This is a genomic window from Paenibacillus sp. J22P277, assembly GCF_059383675.1.
The window spans coordinates 818,161-838,368 of record NZ_JBXENS010000005.1 but is presented as its reverse complement, the minus strand read 5'-3'; the positions used below and the strand labels follow the sequence as shown (position 1 = coordinate 838,368).

Here is a 20,208-nt window from a genome sequence, read left to right as displayed (position 1 = left end):
GAGAATCGTTAATTTCTCATACGCGTTAAATTTTCCTCTCGACATAGAAAAGCTCCCCTCGGCAAAACAGGTTTTATTATTTTACCTGTCCATCGTATGGGGAGCATATCATTGATCAGCTGCCTCATGTTTGTATTGTGCTATCGTACCCGTTAGCGTAATGAAGGAGAACATCCTTCAACGAGAATTCTCCTTATCTTATTATATCGTATTTTATACATATGTTCCTTGCGAAGCAGTTGTGGCTGCGGCTGCCACAGTAAACGGCAGCCACGATGTTGGCTGCCGTTTTTGGTAAACGGGTACTCCTGTTATAAGACATTAGTGAGCGGTGTAACCCCCATCGACCACCAAGTTGCATCCCGTTATAAATTCATTTTCACACAAGAACACGACTGCATGCGCAATTTCAGATGGATTACCTAGGCGACCAATCGGATGCCGGGCAACAAGTCCATTATAATAATCGCCAAGCGTATCTCGATTAACCATTCCCGTTTCTACGTATCCTGGACAGACCGAATTGACGCGAATGTTATGTTTTGCATATTCAAGCGCTAAGCTCTTGGTCAAAATATTAACTGCCCCTTTGCTTGCATTATATGCAAATGCCCCCGGTTGTCCTACAAGCCCTAAAACCGATGCCGTATTCACAATGACTCCGCCGCCGGTTTTCAGCATTTCGCGAATGGCATATTTAGCGCCAAAAAATACACCATCTTGATTGACTGCAATTACCTTATGGTAATCTGAATAGGACAGTTCATGGGTAGCCCCCTGACTTCCAATGCCCGCATTATTAAAAATAATATCTAATCTGCCATATTTTTTAATCGTTTGCGTAACCATATTTTCCACCGACTTTTCGTCAGCTGCATTTACGCGAACAAAATACACATCGGCACCACGATCATAAAGTTGTTTTTCAATCTCTTTACCCGAAGGCTCATTGAAATCAGCTATAACAACTTTTGCTCCTTTTTCGATAAAAGCGCTTACGGTCGCCAATCCAATCCCGCTTGCTCCGCCAGTAATAATTGCAACCTTTTCATTTAAATCCATCATATTTCTATAATCTCCACTTTCATTTTAGTCTTTTCGTTGCCTTCGCACCGCGAGGCTTGTTAGCGAATAACCAGTTCTTTCTTCCGATTTATTGAATCCTGAGAAAGGCTTTCGATCTAATTGTCAAGTCATACTTGCTTCGTGTATCGCTTTTCGGTAACGTTCATTTTTTCCTTCCCAAGACGCTCTGCTTTAACGGTCTTGTTGATTACTGACGAATGGTGTTGCCTCATTGTATAAAATTTGAACTTTCGGATCAATATCGAAATTTCTATGATCCTGATAGGCTGCCAATCTTTCGTACTCGCCGATTGCATGCTCGCTCAATAGATCCCGCTTAAGCTTCGCCATTCCAATTGGCAAACGCAAGTGGCTTCATTCGTTGAGATAAGTCGTCATCTTGTTCTGAATCAGCTTCGCAACGTCCTCCGCCGATTTTTGTCCGCTAAAATAAGCCTTGGACTCATCCATGATGAGCGCATTGAGCGTGGTCGGTTCTTTGAAACTCTTGGCGGCGTGATTCGCCCCCGTCACATAGCCCTCCAGTTGATCAAGCAGCGCTTCTTCGACTTGAAGAGACGCGCCTTGTGTCGGCCCTTCCTTGCTGGTCGGTATCGTTCCCTGGTCCTTCAATTGTTGAATCTGCCGGGCATAGACATTCTTGTTAATCGGAAAACCGCTTGTCGGGGTCTCGAGCTTGTCGGACATCAGGAACTTGATGAAGTCCCATGCCTGCTGCTTCGCACCGGAGCGCGCATTCAAGCCGACCGTATGATACTTCAGGAAGTAACCCCCGACTGTCGAATCCGCTGCATGCGGCATCACGTACAGCTTCACGTTCTTCGCCAGAAGCGAGTGAAGCGAGACGAAGTAACTCGAGGGAGAATGTATCGATGTCTGAAAGAAATAAGGACGTCCATCGCCGATGATGCCATCGGCAGCCATCGATTTGACCTGCTGCAGAAGCCCGTTAAACGAAGCCGACTCAAAATTCGCCTTGCGGCTCTCTGCGTCGACGAACCGGGTGTAATTATCAGAGACCAATTGCGCCAGCATCGATTCCGGTGTGCCATTCAGGACGACGGGATAATCGCCCTTCTGCGACAGCTGCCGGGCAATCCCGGTGAAGTCGTCCCATGTCCAGGACCGGTCATCGATCGCCGTCACCCCTGCCTTCTTGATCGCGTCCTCGTCACCCAGCATGCCCCAGAGCCAGAAGTTGAGCGGCAGTCCGTATAGTCCTTCCCCGGTCTTCGAATTATCCAGAACGTTGGTAAAATAATCCGCCTTGTCGAAGGACGTATCCTGCGTCATCGACTCATCGAGATTTGCCAGCAATCCATGCTTGACGTAATCTTCGAGCGATAGTTGATCCGTAATGAGAATATCGGGCCCTTTGCCTGCAAGCATGGCCGTATTCGTGGCGGTCACCCATTTCTCCAGATCGGCTTCCACATGCTCATCATCGGTCTGTACGCTCTCGAGCTTGATTTCGACATTCGGATGCAGCGATTCATACTTGGTTTTCGCTTCTTCAAACTGCTTATCCGGAAAGAAGGACGAGAACACAATGGTCGTGTGGTCGGCGCTTGACGAAGAATTGCCTGCCGTCCCCGTTTTCTTCTGCGATACATCAATGTTCTCCGTAGACGTACTCTCACCCGTATTGCCGCTGCAGGCGGACAGAAGCATCAAGCAGAGTCCGACCGCGATTCCGATACCGTTCTTTGCGCTTCCTAATCCTGGTTTTCTCATCACGCACACCTTCCATGTTCGTTTTCATTTCTACCTGTCTACTATAAAGAATGGAAATCGCCGTCTTGTCTCCGACTTGTAAATAATATGTGTCTGCGCATGCTAGCTTCTATTGGTTCGCCGTATTGGGAGATTCGCTGCGCTGTTTCATTGAACGATATGCCCTTCGATCTAATGATTTAACCAAGAGATTACCATACCCGGATAGAAGGAGAATATAGCCATGTAGTCCGGAGACTCTAAAGCCCAAGGAATCACCAAGGCCGAGATAGTCAGAGCGCACATTGTGAATTGAATCTGTCATGCAGGCATAAGTACGACAATGAATATTTACGGTCATTCATCGATGAGACGCAGCCCCCTCCGAATGGCATGGGACGAGCTCGAACGAAATAGAATAAAAACAGCATTCATTAGGAGGCGGAGGTCAAGTGACGAATTTTAATTTTCAAGTTACAACCGGCATCCTGCCGAAATTTGAGCCAAGCATCGCGGTCAATCTGCTCATTCCGGGCATCATGGTGGCTACGGCGACCGACCATACGGACGGGGAGTCGCCTAAAGTAGGCCTATATCGCTCGTTGAACGGCGGTAGCACCTGGACAACCGCCCTGCTTCCGCTTCCTCCCGGAATATTTACCGGAGCGGAATGCGCGTCCGTGGCCTATAAATTTCCAAGCACCTTTATCGTCAGTGCTCATGTCTTCCCCGGACATCAATTCGGATCGACGTTTGTCTATGTATCAAACGACAATGGCGCTACGTTCAGCGATCCGATACTTGTCGCTCCAGGCTACGGGACGTACATAAATAATGACGAGACCTTTCTTATCGCCGATAACGGACAATCGAGCCCCTACTTGGGCAACGTTTATGTCGTCAGGGCCGATCAATTCAATGTCGCTAACGGAGGCAATATTACGGCTTTCTTAGACCGTTCGAGAGATGGAGGCTTGACCTGGGATACGCCCATACTGCTTTCCAATATCACGGATAAAGTCAGAAGACCGGCCGTAACCGTGGATTTGATGGGGATCGTCTATGCGTCTTGGATTACGGTGAATGCGCCGAATGACCGCTATTTCGTTCGGCGTTCGCTAGACGGCGGGACGACATTCGGTCCGCCGGTTATCGTCTCGGCCGTCGACCCGGTTCCATTGGTGCTCCCGGTGCCCGGCTATGGCTTCAGGGTACTGACTTACCCGAGTATATCCTGCGACCGGTCCATCGGTCCCAATACCGGCGCGGTCTATGCCGTCTGGCAGGATAACCGTCAAGGCTACGCCGATATCTTCATGTCGAAATCGATCGGTGAAGGATTGATATGGTCGGCACCGGTCAGCATAACGGGAGCGCCGGCCGGTTCGCAGAACTTCTTTCCCTTTATCGACGTGGACCCGTTAACAGGGGTCGTCAATATCGTGTATTACAGCAATCAGGTGAACGGCTTCGATCTCGACGTGTTTGTGGCGCGGTCTATTAACGGGGGGCAAACCTTTACGAATACGCGGATTACGAACGTCTCCTTTAACCCGAACGCGGGACAAATCGGCCCTACTCCGGTCCCCACGATTGGCGATTATATCACGATCACGAGCGTTCCTCCCGGCGGCTATATTGCAACATGGATGAGTACGGCCCCAGGATCGCAAACTATATTTGCCGGATACTCCGACATCATCATCCCATAGTTTAGATGGCGTTCGAACGAAAAAAAGAGTCGGTTAGAAGTTGCTTGGCCTTCTAACTCGACTCTTTTGCGTTTATTAACGCTATTCCAACATGACACCATCCGGTGAGCAGCATTTTGGCGGATTCTCGGGTTTTTACCGACGTCGTTGAAACGTTTATGGCCTCCTTATTTCGATAATTTATATGGTTGAACCATTGCTTTTCATTCGCTTCATAAATTAAAGTCTCGGGGTCGTCCCCATCAGTGATGCGAAAATTATCACGCTCAGCGCAGCAGCTGCTGAGATCTGCTTCTTCAAAACGACCACTATGCTAAGAATTCCGTTAACCTAATTAAATATCTTCAGTAGTAATTGTCATATTGGATACTCACATATACGAAAACCTTCTCATTCGAACTATAATCACGGTTCGTATGCCCCTTAACTCTCCACTCTGCCGAGTAACCATCGGGCATGCTGGCAGCACCGTGCTCGGTACCATCCGAGAGTTTCTCCGTCGTTACCGGAAATTGATAACCGTCGGCCTTGGTTTCGAGACTAAGGTCATAATCATCCCCTTTCGGAGAAATCATGGATACATTCACTTTCCCATGATCACCTTTAGGGAAGGTCCAAGATCCGGACAAGACTTCGCCAGAAGTCGAAATATACCCGTAATATAATGCGACCTCATACTTGTACAAGCCGTCCGAATACGTTTTGGAATCAGAAAGAAGAAAAGAGCTGGGAGGAAATTCGGCCGTAGTGACAATCAATTCCTTTTTCAAGCTTTTGTTGCCATCGGCATCGACGGCCAACAGTGAAAAGAGGTAGGTCGTCTTCGGAGATAGCGCCTTCACTTGGTAGCTATTCATATTCCCGTTCAAGGTCTCCACTAACGTATCATCTTGGTACACCAAGTACCTATCTACACCTTGGTCATCCGTTGCCGGTTGCCACTGCAGCACAGCACTGTCATATGTTAAATCGCTTACTGTCAGCACATCACCCGTTGACCACGCTGGCACTTCAGGATTGTCGGAGCTAGATTCACCAAGTCCTTGAACTTGTATGGGAGCATTTCGGGCTCTCGTTGTTCCGTCGCCGAGTTGCCCATAATCGTTATCTCCCCACGCCCAAACGGTTCCATCGCTTTTCAGTGCCAAATTATGTAAGGTCCCCGCACTGATGGCGGACACGGAATTAAGTTTCGTTACTTTCACGGGAGAATACCGGTCTTCCGTTGTTCCATCGCCGAGTTGCCCATAATAATTATCTCCCCACGCCCATACGTATCCATCACTTTTAAGCGCCAAAGTATGTGCTTCATCACTCGCTGATATTGTGCTCACCGAACTGAGACACTTCAAATGGAAAGGAGTAAGCGGACCGGTCGAAATTTCATTGGTCAGTTGAAAGGTACTATTGTTGCCCCATGCCCACACGGTTCCATCGCTTTGTACCGCCCAACTATTACCTCCGCCCGTAGAGATGGAGACTATCGAACTGAGACCCTGTACTTGAGCCGGAATACTACGGTTGTTATATGTTTCATCACCGAGTTGGCCAGAAGTATTATCTCCCCACGCCCAGACGGTTCCGTCGCTTTTGAGCGCCAAACTATGAAAGAAATCTACCGAGATGGCGACAACCGAATCGAGCCCCTTCACTCGAACCGGCGTATACCGGGTTGTCGTAGTTCCATCGCCAAGTTGTCCATAACCATTGCTTCCCCACGCCCAGACGGTTCCGTCGCTTTTGAGCGCCAAAGTATGCACCCATTCTGAAGCAATGGCGACCACGTTGCTTAGGTTGGTTACCTGTACGGGGAATGAACTGTCCGAGTTGTTTCCATTACCCAGCTGGCCTAGCGAATTGTCTCCCCATGCCCATACGGTTCCGTTGTTTTTAAGCACCAAACTAGTTTCATGACCCACAGCTAACCCTACCACCGAACTGAGACCCCGCACTTCCACCGGAGTATGCCGATCTATCGCAGTTTGGTCTCCGAGTTGTCCTCTATTATTCAATCCCCACGCCCAAACGGTTCCGTCCTGTTTTAGAGCTAGGTTATGACGGAATCCTGCTGCAATCATGGTTACAGCCGATTTTGACCGCTCTGTTGCCATCGCAGAGCCTGCTTCAGCAGCGGCTGCCTGAACTGGCAACAGCGGCAGTAGCAGTAGCAGCAAAAGTCCGCTTATCAAAAGCATCAACCTTGGTTTCATCCATCCTCGCCCCTATCTTCGATCTGCCTTCAATCTACTATATAATGGGAATCTGTGAATCTGCTTAAGGCACTAAACCGAACAGCACAGAAGGCCCACGCCATCCCTCGCGTGAGCCGGTCTTTTCGATAGCTATTAAGATCAGAACGAATGAATTGATTTGTGGTAACTGCCCTCCAAAAATATTTGGAGTCAGAAATATAATGACCTGGAGAAACTATACAAACTTGGAAAGATGACAATCCTCACAGTCCGGCACGAATAATGTGAGGTTTGTCATCTCATTTTCGTGAAGAATGCTACTGATCTTCGAAAATCTGTTCTGGTAAGATCAATGTATAAAAAACGAGGGAGTGTTCAAAATGAAGAAAACTTGGATGGTCGGCATGAGGGCAGGGCTTATTTCCGGCGTTGCGGGGGTCGTGTTGTTTTACTTGCTGACGCTGCTTACAGGACTGCATTTCAGTCAATTGAATCCGGTGTCGATTATGGTTGTATCGGTTGTCGTCAATTGTGTCGGCGCATATATTTATAACAAACTTCGCAAGACAATGTCCCGGCCGCGGTTGGCCTACGCCTTGATTGCAGTAGGCGTTGCCTTGTTATTGTCGTGGATGGACTGGGCTTATCCGCCCGAACCGCAGATCGGGGATATTGCCAATCCGGTACATGCGATCGTTGTAGCGTTGTCCATTGTATTGATTCCAATATGGCCAAGGGAAGATCGTTCGATGCGATGAACGGATAAATGATGCTGACCCCTTTAAGAGAGAACTGCAAAAGCATGCTTTGATTGCATACGCTGAGCCGATGTCAATGTATCCTTGGCTTCTCAATTATAGAGACTTGACAATTTTCAAAGCTTCTGCCGGTTCCATCCTCGTTCTGTGATTAATATCAGAACCGCCGGCAATGATTCGGCCGTTCTGATTGATGACATAAGTAGCAGGGACGGGCAGTTCAAACAAATCGTCTCCATTTATTGTCGGTAACATACTTAAAGTGCCGAGCATGAAATCGGGCAGTGTATATTTCAAGTTATACAATTCAGCCACTTTATTTTGGCGATCACTTACTACAATAAAACTCAGTCCTTGCTTTTCTTTTTGCGATAATGAATGATCTGGCGTCTGAGGACTGACAGCTATAAGTTGAGCACCCGCAGACTTAATATCACTCATGATGCGTTCATAAGCTTTTAATTGCAAATTACAAAACGGACACCATTCTCCTCTGTAGAAAATGAGAATGATAGGACCTTTCTTCAATTCCTCCGATAACGTGATCCATTTCCCGGTCGCATCTTCCAAAGTGAAATCTGGCGACATATCCCCGATGGTTAGTCCCTTACCTGCACCTTTGTTACGAAGGTCTTGTAAATATTTTTCAAACAAAGTCGCTGCGCGCGAATTGCTTGAGTGAATGTTCGCCTGAACTTCCAATTCCGACTTCAATGTTGGTTTCACGACTAATCGCTCCTTCATTTTGTTGTTTTTCTTCATCTTAACGTATTCCCCGTATCATCCTTCATTTGACAGGCTACAGTCGGTGAATTGGCCTTAAACTGCTCTGTAGCCGCTTTCAACTGTTCGGTTCAATATCAAGTGATAGCTTGATTATAATTTCAAGATAAAACGGAGTTCTGTAAGGTAGATTACTGTACGCCATCATATTTTGAAATGCGAAAACGATTTCATGCCGGAACAATACAGCTATGATTTAGACGCTCAATGATACCGGCCTGCGGCTGCGCCTACCACATTCGTGAGGCCCGCGACCTGAACGGGAGTGGTACGGTTTATCGTTGTGCCGTCCCTGAGCTCGCCCCAGTAATTATCCCCCCACGTCCAGACGGTGCCGTCGCCTCTGAGTGCCAAGCTCTGCAAACAGCCCCCGGCCGCGTAGACTGCTTCCGTGACACTGCGATTCCAATTGGCCGGACTTCGGCTGACCAGCTGACTGTCCATGCTCTCCTGTTCCTGGGCCGTGCCTCCACCTTCCGCCGCAAACGCCGTACGCGATACCACTTGCAGAATGATGCGGTGCAACGCTTGCATATCACTGCGTTTTGGTTCAGGTTGGCTAGTAATATACGCTTTGATTTGTTCTTGTACGTTCATATAAATGCCCCCCTTTTAAAAAATTTCTTCATACGACATGTTTGTTGCTTCATTTCTTAGCATGTTCGGCACGTTCTCCTGCCTCCCGTAAACTATTTCAACTCCCCTTACAGAATGGTTGCTAAGCTACAACAACCTCCTGTTTTGCGTTAAACTGCCCATGGTTTATTGTAACAAGTCGCTGCTACTGCGTGTCCGCATTCCTAGTTTACATGCAGCGCTCTGGTAGATTAGTAATGGTACAATAAGCGGAATCACGAAACTCCATATTATGTTAGATTTTAGATATATCACCAAGGGAGGGGAAACGTGGTGAACCGACGGTTTATGCTGTTATTTTGGGGATTTATGCTGCTGTTATTGCTTCTGCCCTTCCAGGCATCCGCAGCTCGGGGGAGCGAGCTGCTGCTTAACCAGTTTAACGGAACCATTCTCGATTTTGACCAAACCCGTATTCTGTGGAAAGAAACCGGCAACAAAGTGCTCTGGCTGTACAACCGCACTGATAAAAGCGAAGCAAAGGTTTTCGATGCCACCCGGTTGAATTGGCTCCTGCGTGATGGGAAGTTAACCGCGGAAGGCGTTGTTTATTCCTACATTCAAGAGCGAGCCGTATTGCCCCGTCAAGATTTGCTGCATGAGTACGAGTATTGGAAGGACGGTGAGGTTATTCTGAATTTGGGGGGCGCAGGTGGAGAAGAAAATAAAGTGGATCTATTTAAAGGAGCAGGGAATTATGCGTTATTGGGCGGATCTGTTTGGGATTTAACTACGGGAGGGTCCACGGCGGCCGGCTTTGATAATTATGATACGTTAAATGCAGACCTGTTAGCAGACGGCACGGCAGTTTACACGACTAGAGACGCACTCTACAAATCGCTGCCCGACAGTTCGGTTATTAAGCTTGCGTCGCCTCGCGCCTACCTATCTCAGCCGAATCTAGGTTTTTACGGACCTTTGACAGACGGAAAAAGTATCATTTTACGGGAACTCCTGATGGATCAAAACCGTGAATTGAAGTGGGTGATTCATTTACGCAGCGCCGATGGCAGGTTTACCACGTTAGCCGAAAACCCCTATCCCGCAACAGGATCTTATGAGATCAACAATGGCTGGATTGCCTATACCAAGTATGAACAGGACAAAGACAGTTGGATTTTGTATGTCCGCTCGCCGGAAGGCGTGGAAAAACAGGTTTTTGATATCTCCTGGTGGTCCCCCATTTCCGTGCCCCTCTACATCAACCAATTGGGGCCGGACGGCACGGTTGCGTACACGTTTAACAACGATAAGTACCTTTATTCCACCCAAGCGGGGAAACTCCTGCATGTCTCCAGCGAACCGGGATCGTTTCAATACCGGGAGCATGTCTTCAGCGGTCCGGGAACGACCCCATACCGGTTTGGCGCATGGTACCGACTCGCTGAACATTCGTTGTTTGCTATTCAAAACAATAGTCAGCCGAATCATTCATTCGGCTGACTTCAAGTTTATTGTTGTTATCCTGTCCCGTTACGTGTGCAAAGATAAATGTAAAAATTCATTCTGGCCGTTATGATCTGCGAACGGCCGGAACTTGATCCTAGTACGCGGCTTTAGCTTCGCTCAAAAAACGAGTATTCGTATTCCCATAAACGAACTTTTACTCCGTAAGCGTGAAGCCCATTCGAATAGCGGGTATCGCCGAACCCGGATGATCTGCGCCGTAGGTCAACTGCGGCGCGAGGTATACGTCCGGATCGGCCTGCTTGCCCCGGTAAATGCCCGGATAGAGATCGAGGATATGGTAACCGGGCTCGCCGGTAGCCGTAACCGTAAACGTTACGGTTCCCTGGCTGTTGAACCCGCACATGTACCCCAGATAGGCATTATCGTAATCCAAATAATACGCGTTGTCGTATTCCGTCCAGCCGACGCCTTTGATTTGGATGGTGATCTCGGTTCCTGCCGGTCCGGAAGATGGCGTGATTTTGGCGATCGATGGCGAAATCGCCAGGTATACCTCCGCATACGCGAGGCCTCCGACCTTCAGTTCGATCCGATGCGGCACGCCTCCTAGATCGTCCGGGATCGGAAAGTCATAGCTCAAACTGCCGCTGCCGTCCGTACGAGCCGTTCCGAGCGACCTCGTCTTCTCCGCGAAGCCTATACCCGTAACCCGGCTGCCCTCCATGGTGTGCCAGACCACATCGGCTTGTTTGCCTGCAGGCAATCCGCTCGCCTTCAACGTCACCGAATCCCCAACTTGACCACTGGCTTGGCTCAAGGTCGCGTTGACGCCTGCCTTGTTCGCGAGTGGCGGCATATGCACGCCGCCCCCGGCAGCTATCGGCTGCGCTTCTACTTCATCACGCATGATTGGCGCATCATCCGTAACGGTATACGTAAAGCTGGGCACCGGCAGATAGGAATTCGGGGCTTCCGTATAGTTGATATAAGGCATACCTAAGTAACCATGCCAGATGGTAATCGAATGCTTGCCTGCGGGACCAGCGGCTCGTATCTTCGCGGTTGCACTCCCGTTCGTGGAGACGGCCGAGATGAGTCCCGTCATTTTGTTGTCGTAGGACAACTGCCAGTTGCTCTCCATGGTCGCGTAGCTGATGCCTTCAGCCTGTACCGTGATTTCCGAGCCGACAGGTCCGGACTCCGGGAACAAACGGAAGGTCGGAGCAACGAACACGTTCGTTTGGGCAACTTTTTTGTTGTTCTGTCTCACGTAAATCGTATGGTCGCCTCCGAAGCCTTTCGGCACGGCAAAGCTTCCGTTCCAGCTGCCCGTACTGTCGGTCGTGCCCATCGTCATCGTATGCTCTTCCAGCTTGTAGGACGGGCCGATGAAGCTATAAATACCTTGTATGTCGTAACTGCCCTGCTCGGTTTCCCACTGCAGCTTGACCGGCGCGTTCGGTTCCAGGCCTTTGGACGAGAAATGAACGACAGCCCCTACGGTGCTGTTGTTTTCCTCGATCATTACGGTCGGCGTAACGGACGCTGCCTTTTTTTCTGCCGAAGCAGCTGACGCCAAAAAGACGGAAGCAAGCAAAAGCAGCGAACTTAGAATCGTATAAGGCTTGACCATTCGTATTATCGGGCGCAATTGAATTAACCTCTTTCGTCTGTTGTTCGTAGCTGTGCGTTATTGGGTCGAGGCTCCCGTTGCCGCGGGCGCGGCGTCAACGATCGTAATGAGCGAAGGCATGACTTGGAACGGCTTGTATTCGCCTTTCATGGAAGCCGATTGCGCGGTAATGGAGTAGCCGAGCGTCCCCTTCGGCGTTTTATCCGTTACTTTGTATTTCGCGGTCCAAAACTTCTCGCCGCCCGGCATGTCCGGCGGATGCAGCCCCAACTGCATGTCAAGCACTTCGCCCGTGGCGAGATGAACTTGCAGCTTCGCATCTTCAACCAATTTGCCGGTAACCGGGTTTAAGGCTTTCATACGGAAGACGATGTCGTCACCGACGGTGAAGCGATTCTGCAGCATGCAACCTGCGAGCTCGGAAACGACATCCCCGTAAACGACCAATTTAGACGCGAAGGAAAGCTGCGCCGTTTTGGTTTTTCCGTTCCAGGAGAGATTGTTCACGTCTACTGCGTCCGCAAGGTCTTTAATGGCCACCGTCGGCGTGCCTTTCGTTTCCACGGCCTTGACTTCTTTTCCATTTATGATAGCGGAATGTTTTTTGTTGTCGTAGGAGAAAGTGAATCCAGTGAATGCAGAGAAATTCTTCAGATCGACGTAGACCCTGCCGTCTGCAATATGATTGGCGGACGAAACCAATTTCGTCCCGTTAATGGAAATCGTGAGTTCCCCTTCGCTTGCGGATACAACCGCAGGAAGAGAGATTGTGATAACCGCGGCCGCCATTAATGTTGCTGCCGTCTTTTTAAGTCCTGTTTTCATCTTGTTATCCTCCAAGTGTCTTCGCATTGATGCCTGTTTCGTACAATAGCATTCTGCTGCATGATAGTAATCTTAAAACTTAAAAACCATTTTCTCATTGCATGGCCTCAGGACATGGTGGTTCTACATGAGGGTAAGCGGTAACCAGAAACCTATAGTTGTTTCAAAGTCTTGTCCTCCTTGTTTTTATTAGACAATTATCATAAATTATCTACGTGTACATACTATACAAGTGGACAAAGTTTGTAAAGTGTATAAAATGGAAATGTGGACAATAACATATTGGCAATATCCCCCTTCCCCATGAACACTATTTATCCTTAAAACGACGAAAAAGACAGCAAGGTGCTGTCCTTGAATATAATTATTGTCTTGTGTCACAACCATAAAACTATCCGTAACAATAAAATAGAGCAACCGTCGTCGGCAAATCACCGGTCGTCGAGCATGATCCCAGTGCCTTTGCCTATCCATGCGTAGAGCTTCGAGGAAAGTTTTCTTCAAGTATTGTAACAGCAAGTTGAACAGACAGGCGCGATGTCTTAACGACGCCCTCTTTGGCAAGCTCGCTCATTACGCCACTGACCGCTTCTCGGCTAGCACCGAGCATATTCGCGATCTCTTGATGGGAAAGAGGCAGATCGATCAGCGCGTATCCGTCTTGAATAACGCCGAATTTTTCGCTTAGCGTGGAAAGGAGATGGAGCACGCGGTTTCTAAGACCATGAAGCGCAAGCTGTTCCAATTGATCTTCCCGCTCATTTAACCGGTCACCGAGTGTTTTAAGAAATTTGAGCGCGAGCTGAGGCCGATTGATCATCAGCCGTTCGAACTGAGGCTCGAACATGGTGCAAAGAAGCGACGATTCCAGCGTTTCAATATAAACCCGCCTGGTTCCGAACGAGAATGAATTTAACTCTCCGAATATATTTCCTCTTGTGAGAATGCCAAGCGTAAACTGTTTTCCGCTGTCGTTCAGTTTATAGAGTCTAAGCTTGCCCTCCTTGACGAAATAGAGTCCCTTGCGGGTGGACTCCGGGGTTTGGATCAATGTGTTTTTTGTGACCCGATTGAAATGATGGATGGTATCTAATTGATCGATCTCTCTTAACTCTTCTCCCGACATTTCTTCAAAAATGCTGATCTGCGATAAATACCAGAGCTTGTTCATTGAATATCGAGCCTCCAAATGATGTAAGCCAACGGGATAGGCCATAGATTCAGAGATGCCATAAAGAGGGCGCGATCGGAAGCCGGTCGGCCGCGTTCGGCGGTATTCCCTAAAGCTGCGAGTTTCCTGAAACTTTGCATTGGCATTATCCATCCTAGCATGTAAAATTGGATTCCATCAGACCCACTTTTATTTGAAAATGAGCATACCACTTATTCGGAGTGAAGGAGGCTTGCTTTATGCCCCAACGCACGTTGTCTGCCACAATGGAATCGAAAACCAAACAAATCTATTCGTTACTGCGCGAACAGATCTTTCAAGGTGTCTACGCTGCCGGCGTTAAGCTCCCATCGACACGGGATTTGGCAAACGAATTCGGAGTGTCGCGGGCGCTCATCGTGGACGTGTTTGAACAGCTAATCGCCGAAGGGTACTTGGAGGGCCGTCAAGGTTCCGGCAGCTATGTCGTTGATTTGGGCGGAAGTAAACGACAATTTTCTTCTCGGCTCCAAGAATTCGATTCTTCCGGTGAAGCGGCTGTTGCGGAACCCCCTACTCGCTTCCAAGGCATTGATTTTCGTCCGAGTTTTCCGGCTTTGGAGCACATTCCTCTCAAGAGATGGAAAGAAACCGCCATTGCCGCATATGCAAATACGCATTCGGGAGAATTCGGCTATGACGATGATCCTGCCGGCGATTGGCAGCTTCGCACGAATATTTCTCGGCTTCTGCTGCATACCAAGGGGATTCGGTGCCTGCCTTCACAGGTGATCATAACCGCCGGAGCGACTCAAGCCATAGCCATGCTTTCCCGGCTTTTATTGAAACCGGGGGACGCAGCGGCCATAGAAGATCCTAGCGCCACCTTCATTCAAGATATTTTTGCATCGACAGGCGCTGATCTTATACCGGTTCCCGTGGATGAGCATGGCCTGCGCGTTGACGACATGCCGACTCAACGGCACCCCAAATGCGTGTTCGTCACTCCATCGCATCAATTTCCTTTAGGCAGCATTCTTTCCATCGGGCGGCGCATTCAGCTTATCGATTACGCCCGACAAACCGGATGTTATATTATCGAAGATGATTACGACAGCGAATTCCGTTATACAGGAATGCCGGTACATGCCCTCCGAGAACTCGACTCGGAACGTATCGTCTATGTCGGGACGTTCAGTAAAAACTTGTTTCCTGCGTTGCGTATCGGTTATATGGTCGTTCCGCATGAGCTGCTAACTCCGCTTCTTCGTTTAAAGAAGCTTTCAGACATGCACTGTCCGATCTTGCCCCAAATCACTTTGGCGAGCTTTATCACCGAACGCCACCTGGAACACCACATCGCCCGTATGAAGCGCATTTACAGCAAAAGGCGAAAATGTCTCATCGCCGGTTTGTCCAACGTTTTCGGCAGCAGAGTGAAAATATCCGGGGATGCCGCAGGCCTGCATTTGGTTGCGGAACTCTCCGGGAGCCTATGCGACGCCCAAGCAGCCGCTCGACTTGAGGAGCATCATATTAAAGTATATCCAGCAGAAAAATACACCATCGTTAAAGGAAGGTACGAAGATCGACTCATTATGGGATTTGGCAATGTGGAAGAAATCAACATTTTAGAGGGAATCAAGGCGATTGCGAGTGTCTTAAGACATATGTCGTAAATTGTTATTATGTACGTAATGAGGGGTTGGGTTTTCGAATTCAGGCTCGATGTGACAATATTGAAGCGGTCAACAAAAAATCCCCGCGAGGGGGATTTTTTGCGTCCGGCGCATTACCAAGCCGCGGCAAGCTTAACGGCCTGTTCCATGGCTGCCCGGACGATCTCTTTCGCGCGCTCCGGTTGAAAATCATGGCCTTCCACGTACAGCGCTTGTACGTCGTGAATCCCGGCGATGCCGAGCACCAGGCGCAGATAGGGATGGCTGTGATCCATGGCCGCTGCCGGCCCAGTGGAGTAAATCCCGCCGCTCGATTGGATGTGCAGCGCTTTTTTGTCGCGCAGCAGGCCGACCGGCCTCCGTTCCGTGTAATGGAACGTCTTGCCGACGATGAGGAAGGCGTCGATGAAAGCCTTGAGCCGCGGGGGAATGCTCCAATTCCACATCGGGGAGACGAACACGTATTTATCGGCGCGCATCGCCATTTCGGTAATATCGTTAAGGGCATTAACTTTCTGTCGTTCCACGGGACTCAGCTCGGAGAAGTCCAGGCGTTCTTTTCTCAATTTCTCCCATGCCCGCACGACATCGCCGTCGACCGTCTGGAACGCTTCTTGATAGACATCGAATATCCGTACGTCGTCGTCCGGATGAGCTTCCCGATAGGCTTGAAGAAACGCCCCACCGACCTGCTGGCCGACCGAGTGGTCCGGAGACTTGGGGGAAGCGGTAATATACAATAATTGCGTCATGTTGCTGCCTCCTAGGTTGAGTCCTTACGGACGAACGCGGATGATCGTCTTTCCAATGATCCGCTCGGTCGAATTGAAAGCAGCGACGGCATCGTCGAGGGGTACGATTTGGCCAATGTTCGTCCGAAGCCGACCATCCCGAACCCGCTGGATTACCTCCCCCAGTTGCGCGCGATCGGCCTCGACGACGAAATCAACCGCCAGCCCCTCGGCCGGCTGTACCTCGGGCGGGCCGGCGATGGTCACCAGCATTCCGCCGGCGCGAACCAGACCTACGGACCTCTTCCCGATGTCGCCGCCGATCACGTCGAAAACCAGATCGACGCCGCCGACGTCTTCCAACGAGTCGTTGTCGAGGTCGACGAATTCCTGCGCGCCGAAGTCGAGCGCCATCAGACGGTCCGCGGCACGTCCGGTTCCGATGACGTAGGCTCCCGCCTCGCGGGCGAGCTGCGTCACCATCGAGCCGACTCCGCCGGCCGAGCCGTGCACGAGGACGCTTTGCCCCGCATGGAAGCGGCCGTGTACGAACAGCCCCTGCCACGCGGTTAGACCCGAGATCGGCAGGCTCGCGCCCACCGCGAAGTCGATATCGACCGGCAACGGCGCGAGGTTGCGTGCCTCGACGGCCACGTACTCCGCCAGGGTACCGTCGCGCGTCCAGTCAGCGAGCCCGAACACCCGTTGTCCTACCGATAGTCCCCTCGTGCCATAACCGAGGGCGCTGACCACTCCTGCCACTTCGTGGCCGGGGATCGACGGCGAACGGTCACGGCCGAGGCGGTCGGTCCAGGTTCCGGGCCACGTCAGCTCGCCTGGGGTGAATCCAGACGCATGAACCTGAACGACGACATCGTTCGGCGCTGCCTTCGGTTCCGGCCTCTCCGCCAGCGTCATCCCGGCCGTTCCTGCGGCCTCATCTGTCACCAGAATCGCTTTCATTTGGACACCTCCATTGCTTTCGCACCATTCACGCGCCATCATCATTAATTATTTGAACCACTTCACGACATCTTCAAACGGTCTGCGCGTTTTGGGTCTCGGCTCTTTTTTGCGATAACCGAAGGCAATCATGACCGAGATGGTGAAGTGTCCGTCCGCCAGCAGCCCTTCCTCGTCCAACAGCCGATTCATTTTCTCCATATCGAAGCCTTCGATCGGACAGGAGTCAATGCCGATTTGCGCCGCAGCCGTCATCATGTTCGCAAGCGGTATATACGTCTGCTTGATGGCCCAATCGGTAAGAAAGCGCTCATGATCCAGGAGCTTGAAATCATTCCTCTGGAACTCTTCAAGGATTTCAAGATGCCTTGTCAGGTGTTCCTTAGGAACGTCCCTGACCTGCTGCTCCTTCAGGTAGGCGGAGTCATATCTCATATCCAGCGGGGTCCGGGCCAGAATAATGACGAAATGACTGGCCTCCGGCAGTTTGCTTGCCGCTCCATACGAAATGGTTTTTATTTTGTTCAGAAGCTGTTCGTTTTGAACAACGACAAACCGCCAAGGTTCAGTGCTAAACGAGCTGGGCGAGAGCCGGGCCGTTTCCAGAATAAATTCAAAGTCGTCGTCGGAGATGGTTTTGCTTGGATCGAATGCTTTGGTTGCATGCCGAAAACGAAAAGCTTCTAAAATATCTTCCTTAGTCATTGTCATGATATATTCTCCTTCTTGCCTATCAATTTAATAGAGATGCATAAGTGCTTACCGTAATCGATTTTTCTGCCCACAGATAATCATGCAAAAATCGTTACAGCTTTTTTACCTCTCGCAAAATTTCCTCCGGACTTTGACGCTGCATGAAATTCGGATTGACATAGGACGAACGAATAATGGCGTTCTCATCAATCATGAAAGTAGCCGGAACCGGCAAAACCCATTGCGAGGCATTGTTGTACTCCGCAAGATCGAGTCCGGTCCCTTCCATGAGTTCCCTTACTCCCGGCGGAACATCGAAGAGCAGATTGTACTTGGCCGTTACCAACCCGCTCGGATCGCTAAGGACTTGAAATTCCAATCCTTCTTTTTCCTGAAGGGATAACGAATGATCCGGCTTTTGCGGGCTAATCGTTATAAGCTGCGCTCCCATTGCCTGGATTTCCGGCAATATCCGCTGGTAAGCTTTTAATTGCATATTGCAAAAAGGACACCATCCGCCGCGATAGAAAACCAGCACGACCGGCCCTTTCGCGAGCTCTTCAAATAAAATGACATCCCGGTCTAGCGCGTTTGTTAATTTAAAGTCCATCGCCTTCTCGCCTGGTTGCTTCCCGGAAGCGATTCCGGATTTCTGAAGTTCCTCGATCATTTGACCGATCCTGATCTGTGCTTCGATGGGTGAATTGGCCTTAAACTGCTGCGTGGCCGCTTCCAGCTGTTCGGTTAAATTTTGGTTGCTCATCGTTGTAATACCTCCAATATCAAGTGATAGCTTGATTATGAATCCAAAAAAAACGGAGTTCTGTGAGGTAGATTACAGAGATCGAATCGAGCGGCATGATAATGTGCATGAATCGGGCTATCATTTACGAAGGAGATGAAGCGATTTGAAACCTAATTTAATCGCATACTGTCTAAACAAAAAAGGAGCGATGAAGGATTATCCCTCGGGAACCGATCCGCTCGCAATAAAAATCTCGGGTAAAATATTCGCTCTTTTTTATGAGGAAAAAGGGTACTTAATCCTTAAATGCGACCCAATGATTGCAGAAAATTTGAGAGAACAGCATGAGGACGTTCGACCGGGGTATCATATGAACAAACAGCACTGGAATACGATTATTCTCGAGGGCTCTGTGCCAGAGGCGTTTATCCTTGAATGGATTGACCACTCTTACGATTTGGTTGTTAAAGGCCTTCCTAAGAGGATCCGGAAGTTAACGTAAAGAGAGGACCGCCGGATTGGCAGCCCTCTCGATGTTCGTACCTGTTAGCGTAACGATGATTCGGGGTAGGATGCGAGTCAAACCCACTTGAGCCGGGCTCGGCGGATGTTTATCGTCCAAACGCCCATGCCACCATCAGCGGGAATTCTTCTCGCCACATCACATCGTCGTGCGACGCGACCCGCTCTCTCATTTCAACGTCCGCGCCTGCATCGCGCAGTGCAGCCGCCCACCGGGTCGCGTTTTCGAGGAAGAACGGCTCCAGCGTGCCGGCTACGAGGTAGATACGTGGCAGCGGGCTTGGCATCGCGGCAGGCGGTCGGTAGCCCCCGCCAGGCGACGCGGAGAAAACGATACCGTAAATGTCCGGATGCCGAAGCCCTATGGCGAGTGAGAGCTCTCCGCTCGCCGACACGCCGCACACCGCGGTCCGATTGGCGGGCAGCGAGACGCCGAAGCGCGATCGAACCCATCGGCGGACGTCCTCGACGAAGAACTTCTCGTGTGCCGCGAACCGTTCTTGGTCGAACGACGGCGAGTATTCATGAATGCGCACCATCTCATCCTCATCGGACGTCCGGTAGGAACCAACGATCATCGTGGGCGGTACGTCGGCGGCCTCGAGGTACCCGCCCCACTGCGAGATCAACTGACCGTCGCCGGCGAACACGACTGCCCGGGGCGGATCCGGAGGGATGTACGCCGTAACCTGCCGACCGCCGTCATACTCAAGCGTCTCTGTGACGAGCTCTCCCCTGATCTTCATAGCTCACCTCTCCTGTGTTCATAATAAAACTTATCTCGTTCCCCTCGATGGCTTCCGTCAGCGAACAGAGAGCTGAAATTCGTGCTGGTTTTCCTATACATTATTCGTGAAGTGATTATGCAATCCTGCCCGTTACTTCAATGGACAACGGCAGCCGGTCGTGTCAGCTCGATTACAAACCATTCGCTCTAATTATCCTTCGCCATTAACAAAGGAGTAGTATGCCGTTGG

18 protein-coding genes are annotated in these 20,208 nt (G+C 50.1%); 5 read left to right on the top strand and 13 right to left on the bottom strand.

Annotated elements, in window-relative coordinates:
• Positions 1 to 321: 321 nt before the first annotated feature.
• Entirely contained in the window at positions 322 to 1,065 is a 744-nt protein-coding gene (locus AC50YL_RS20915) for an SDR family NAD(P)-dependent oxidoreductase (protein WP_494834433.1), read from the bottom strand.
• 375 nt (positions 1,066 to 1,440) lie between these two features.
• Positions 1,441 to 2,820 (bottom strand): ABC transporter substrate-binding protein, encoded by a 1,380-nt coding sequence (locus AC50YL_RS20910; protein WP_494834432.1) that lies wholly within the window; start codon positions 2,818 to 2,820, stop codon positions 1,441 to 1,443.
• Positions 2,821 to 3,251: 431 nt separating this feature from the next.
• Here AC50YL_RS20910 and AC50YL_RS20905 point away from each other — a divergent pair, with 431 nt between their 5' ends.
• Positions 3,252 to 4,511 (top strand): beta propeller repeat protein, encoded by a 1,260-nt coding sequence (locus tag AC50YL_RS20905; RefSeq protein ID WP_494834431.1) that lies wholly within the window; start codon positions 3,252 to 3,254, stop codon positions 4,509 to 4,511.
• Between the two features lie 344 nt (positions 4,512 to 4,855).
• On the opposite strand, the gene AC50YL_RS20900 is transcribed toward AC50YL_RS20905, so the two are convergent.
• Positions 4,856 to 6,721 carry an RCC1 domain-containing protein gene (locus tag AC50YL_RS20900; RefSeq protein WP_494834430.1) on the bottom strand — a complete coding sequence of 622 codons (1,866 nt, stop codon included), beginning with the start codon at positions 6,719 to 6,721 and terminating at the stop codon, positions 4,856 to 4,858.
• 362 nt (positions 6,722 to 7,083) lie between these two features.
• On the opposite strand from AC50YL_RS20900, the gene AC50YL_RS20895 reads away from it, so the two are divergent.
• Positions 7,084 to 7,461: a hypothetical protein gene (locus AC50YL_RS20895; protein ID WP_494834428.1), complete on the top strand. Its 378-nt coding sequence runs from the start codon at positions 7,084 to 7,086 to the stop codon at positions 7,459 to 7,461.
• Between the two features lie 96 nt (positions 7,462 to 7,557).
• On the opposite strand, the gene AC50YL_RS20890 is transcribed toward AC50YL_RS20895, so the two are convergent.
• Both AC50YL_RS20890 and AC50YL_RS20885 read right to left on the bottom strand, forming a co-directional pair.
• Complete coding sequence (locus AC50YL_RS20890; RefSeq protein ID WP_494834426.1) at positions 7,558 to 8,187, bottom strand: peroxiredoxin-like family protein; 630 nt, start codon at positions 8,185 to 8,187, stop codon at positions 7,558 to 7,560.
• A 261-nt stretch (positions 8,188 to 8,448) separates the two neighbouring features.
• Positions 8,449 to 8,841, bottom strand: a complete 393-nt coding sequence (locus AC50YL_RS20885) for a hypothetical protein (RefSeq protein ID WP_494834424.1) — start codon at positions 8,839 to 8,841, stop codon at positions 8,449 to 8,451.
• A 309-nt stretch (positions 8,842 to 9,150) separates the two neighbouring features.
• On the opposite strand from AC50YL_RS20885, the gene AC50YL_RS20880 reads away from it, so the two are divergent.
• Positions 9,151 to 10,323 carry a hypothetical protein gene (locus AC50YL_RS20880; protein WP_494834423.1) on the top strand — a complete coding sequence of 391 codons (1,173 nt, stop codon included), beginning with the start codon at positions 9,151 to 9,153 and terminating at the stop codon, positions 10,321 to 10,323.
• 160 nt (positions 10,324 to 10,483) lie between these two features.
• On the opposite strand, the gene AC50YL_RS20875 is transcribed toward AC50YL_RS20880, so the two are convergent.
• The 3 genes from AC50YL_RS20875 to AC50YL_RS20865 all read right to left on the bottom strand — a co-directional run bounded on the left by AC50YL_RS20875 (position 10,484) and on the right by AC50YL_RS20865 (position 13,919).
• Complete coding sequence (locus AC50YL_RS20875) at positions 10,484 to 11,941, bottom strand: hypothetical protein (protein ID WP_494834422.1); 1,458 nt, start codon at positions 11,939 to 11,941, stop codon at positions 10,484 to 10,486.
• A 39-nt stretch (positions 11,942 to 11,980) separates the two neighbouring features.
• The gene (locus AC50YL_RS20870) at positions 11,981 to 12,748 is read right to left on the bottom strand and encodes a TAXI family TRAP transporter solute-binding subunit (RefSeq protein WP_494834420.1); all 768 of its coding nucleotides are present in this window, start codon (positions 12,746 to 12,748) and stop codon (positions 11,981 to 11,983) included.
• 466 nt (positions 12,749 to 13,214) lie between these two features.
• The gene (locus AC50YL_RS20865) at positions 13,215 to 13,919 is read right to left on the bottom strand and encodes a Crp/Fnr family transcriptional regulator (RefSeq protein WP_494834418.1); all 705 of its coding nucleotides are present in this window, start codon (positions 13,917 to 13,919) and stop codon (positions 13,215 to 13,217) included.
• A gap of 239 nt (positions 13,920 to 14,158) precedes the next feature.
• Between AC50YL_RS20865 and pdxR the strand changes: the two genes are divergently transcribed.
• Positions 14,159 to 15,577 carry a MocR-like pyridoxine biosynthesis transcription factor PdxR gene (gene pdxR / locus AC50YL_RS20860; RefSeq protein WP_494834416.1) on the top strand — a complete coding sequence of 473 codons (1,419 nt, stop codon included), beginning with the start codon at positions 14,159 to 14,161 and terminating at the stop codon, positions 15,575 to 15,577.
• Between the two features lie 113 nt (positions 15,578 to 15,690).
• Here pdxR and AC50YL_RS20855 read toward each other — a convergent pair whose 3' ends face one another.
• The 4 genes from AC50YL_RS20855 to AC50YL_RS20840 all read right to left on the bottom strand — a co-directional run bounded on the left by AC50YL_RS20855 (position 15,691) and on the right by AC50YL_RS20840 (position 18,727).
• Entirely contained in the window at positions 15,691 to 16,329 is a 639-nt protein-coding gene (locus tag AC50YL_RS20855; protein WP_494834414.1) for an FMN-dependent NADH-azoreductase, read from the bottom strand.
• A gap of 24 nt (positions 16,330 to 16,353) precedes the next feature.
• Positions 16,354 to 17,271, bottom strand: a complete 918-nt coding sequence (locus tag AC50YL_RS20850; RefSeq protein ID WP_494834413.1) for an NADP-dependent oxidoreductase — start codon at positions 17,269 to 17,271, stop codon at positions 16,354 to 16,356.
• 48 nt (positions 17,272 to 17,319) lie between these two features.
• A complete protein-coding gene (locus AC50YL_RS20845) occupies positions 17,320 to 17,982 on the bottom strand; it encodes an NAD(P)H-dependent oxidoreductase (RefSeq protein WP_494834412.1) in 663 nt (220 codons plus the stop codon).
• 94 nt (positions 17,983 to 18,076) lie between these two features.
• Entirely contained in the window at positions 18,077 to 18,727 is a 651-nt protein-coding gene (locus tag AC50YL_RS20840; protein WP_494834411.1) for a peroxiredoxin-like family protein, read from the bottom strand.
• 145 nt (positions 18,728 to 18,872) lie between these two features.
• On the opposite strand from AC50YL_RS20840, the gene AC50YL_RS20835 reads away from it, so the two are divergent.
• Complete coding sequence (locus AC50YL_RS20835; protein WP_494834410.1) at positions 18,873 to 19,211, top strand: MmcQ/YjbR family DNA-binding protein; 339 nt, start codon at positions 18,873 to 18,875, stop codon at positions 19,209 to 19,211.
• A 109-nt stretch (positions 19,212 to 19,320) separates the two neighbouring features.
• Here AC50YL_RS20835 and AC50YL_RS20830 read toward each other — a convergent pair whose 3' ends face one another.
• The gene (locus tag AC50YL_RS20830) at positions 19,321 to 19,977 is read right to left on the bottom strand and encodes an alpha/beta hydrolase (RefSeq protein ID WP_494834409.1); all 657 of its coding nucleotides are present in this window, start codon (positions 19,975 to 19,977) and stop codon (positions 19,321 to 19,323) included.
• Between the last annotated feature and the right edge of the window lie 231 nt (positions 19,978 to 20,208).

Bases quoted from the DNA above. Each gene is read 5' to 3' on its own strand.
- AC50YL_RS20915 (WP_494834433.1), bottom strand. From the start codon at position 1,065: ATGATGGATTTAAATGAAAAGGTTGCAATTATTACTGGCGGAGCAAGC.
- AC50YL_RS20910 (WP_494834432.1), bottom strand. From the start codon at position 2,820: ATGAGAAAACCAGGATTAGGAAGCGCAAAGAACGGTATCGGAATCGCG.
- AC50YL_RS20900 (WP_494834430.1), bottom strand. From the start codon at position 6,721: ATGAAACCAAGGTTGATGCTTTTGATAAGCGGACTTTTGCTGCTACTG.
- AC50YL_RS20895 (WP_494834428.1), top strand. From the start codon at position 7,084: ATGAAGAAAACTTGGATGGTCGGCATGAGGGCAGGGCTTATTTCCGGC.
- AC50YL_RS20885 (WP_494834424.1), bottom strand. From the start codon at position 8,841: ATGAACGTACAAGAACAAATCAAAGCGTATATTACTAGCCAACCTGAA.
- AC50YL_RS20870 (WP_494834420.1), bottom strand. From the start codon at position 12,748: ATGAAAACAGGACTTAAAAAGACGGCAGCAACATTAATGGCGGCCGCG.
- AC50YL_RS20865 (WP_494834418.1), bottom strand. From the start codon at position 13,919: ATGAACAAGCTCTGGTATTTATCGCAGATCAGCATTTTTGAAGAAATG.
- pdxR (WP_494834416.1), top strand. From the start codon at position 14,159: ATGCCCCAACGCACGTTGTCTGCCACAATGGAATCGAAAACCAAACAA.
- AC50YL_RS20855 (WP_494834414.1), bottom strand. From the start codon at position 16,329: ATGACGCAATTATTGTATATTACCGCTTCCCCCAAGTCTCCGGACCAC.
- AC50YL_RS20850 (WP_494834413.1), bottom strand. From the start codon at position 17,271: ATGAAAGCGATTCTGGTGACAGATGAGGCCGCAGGAACGGCCGGGATG.
- AC50YL_RS20845 (WP_494834412.1), bottom strand. From the start codon at position 17,982: ATGACAATGACTAAGGAAGATATTTTAGAAGCTTTTCGTTTTCGGCAT.
- AC50YL_RS20840 (WP_494834411.1), bottom strand. From the start codon at position 18,727: ATGAGCAACCAAAATTTAACCGAACAGCTGGAAGCGGCCACGCAGCAG.
- AC50YL_RS20830 (WP_494834409.1), bottom strand. From the start codon at position 19,977: ATGAAGATCAGGGGAGAGCTCGTCACAGAGACGCTTGAGTATGACGGC.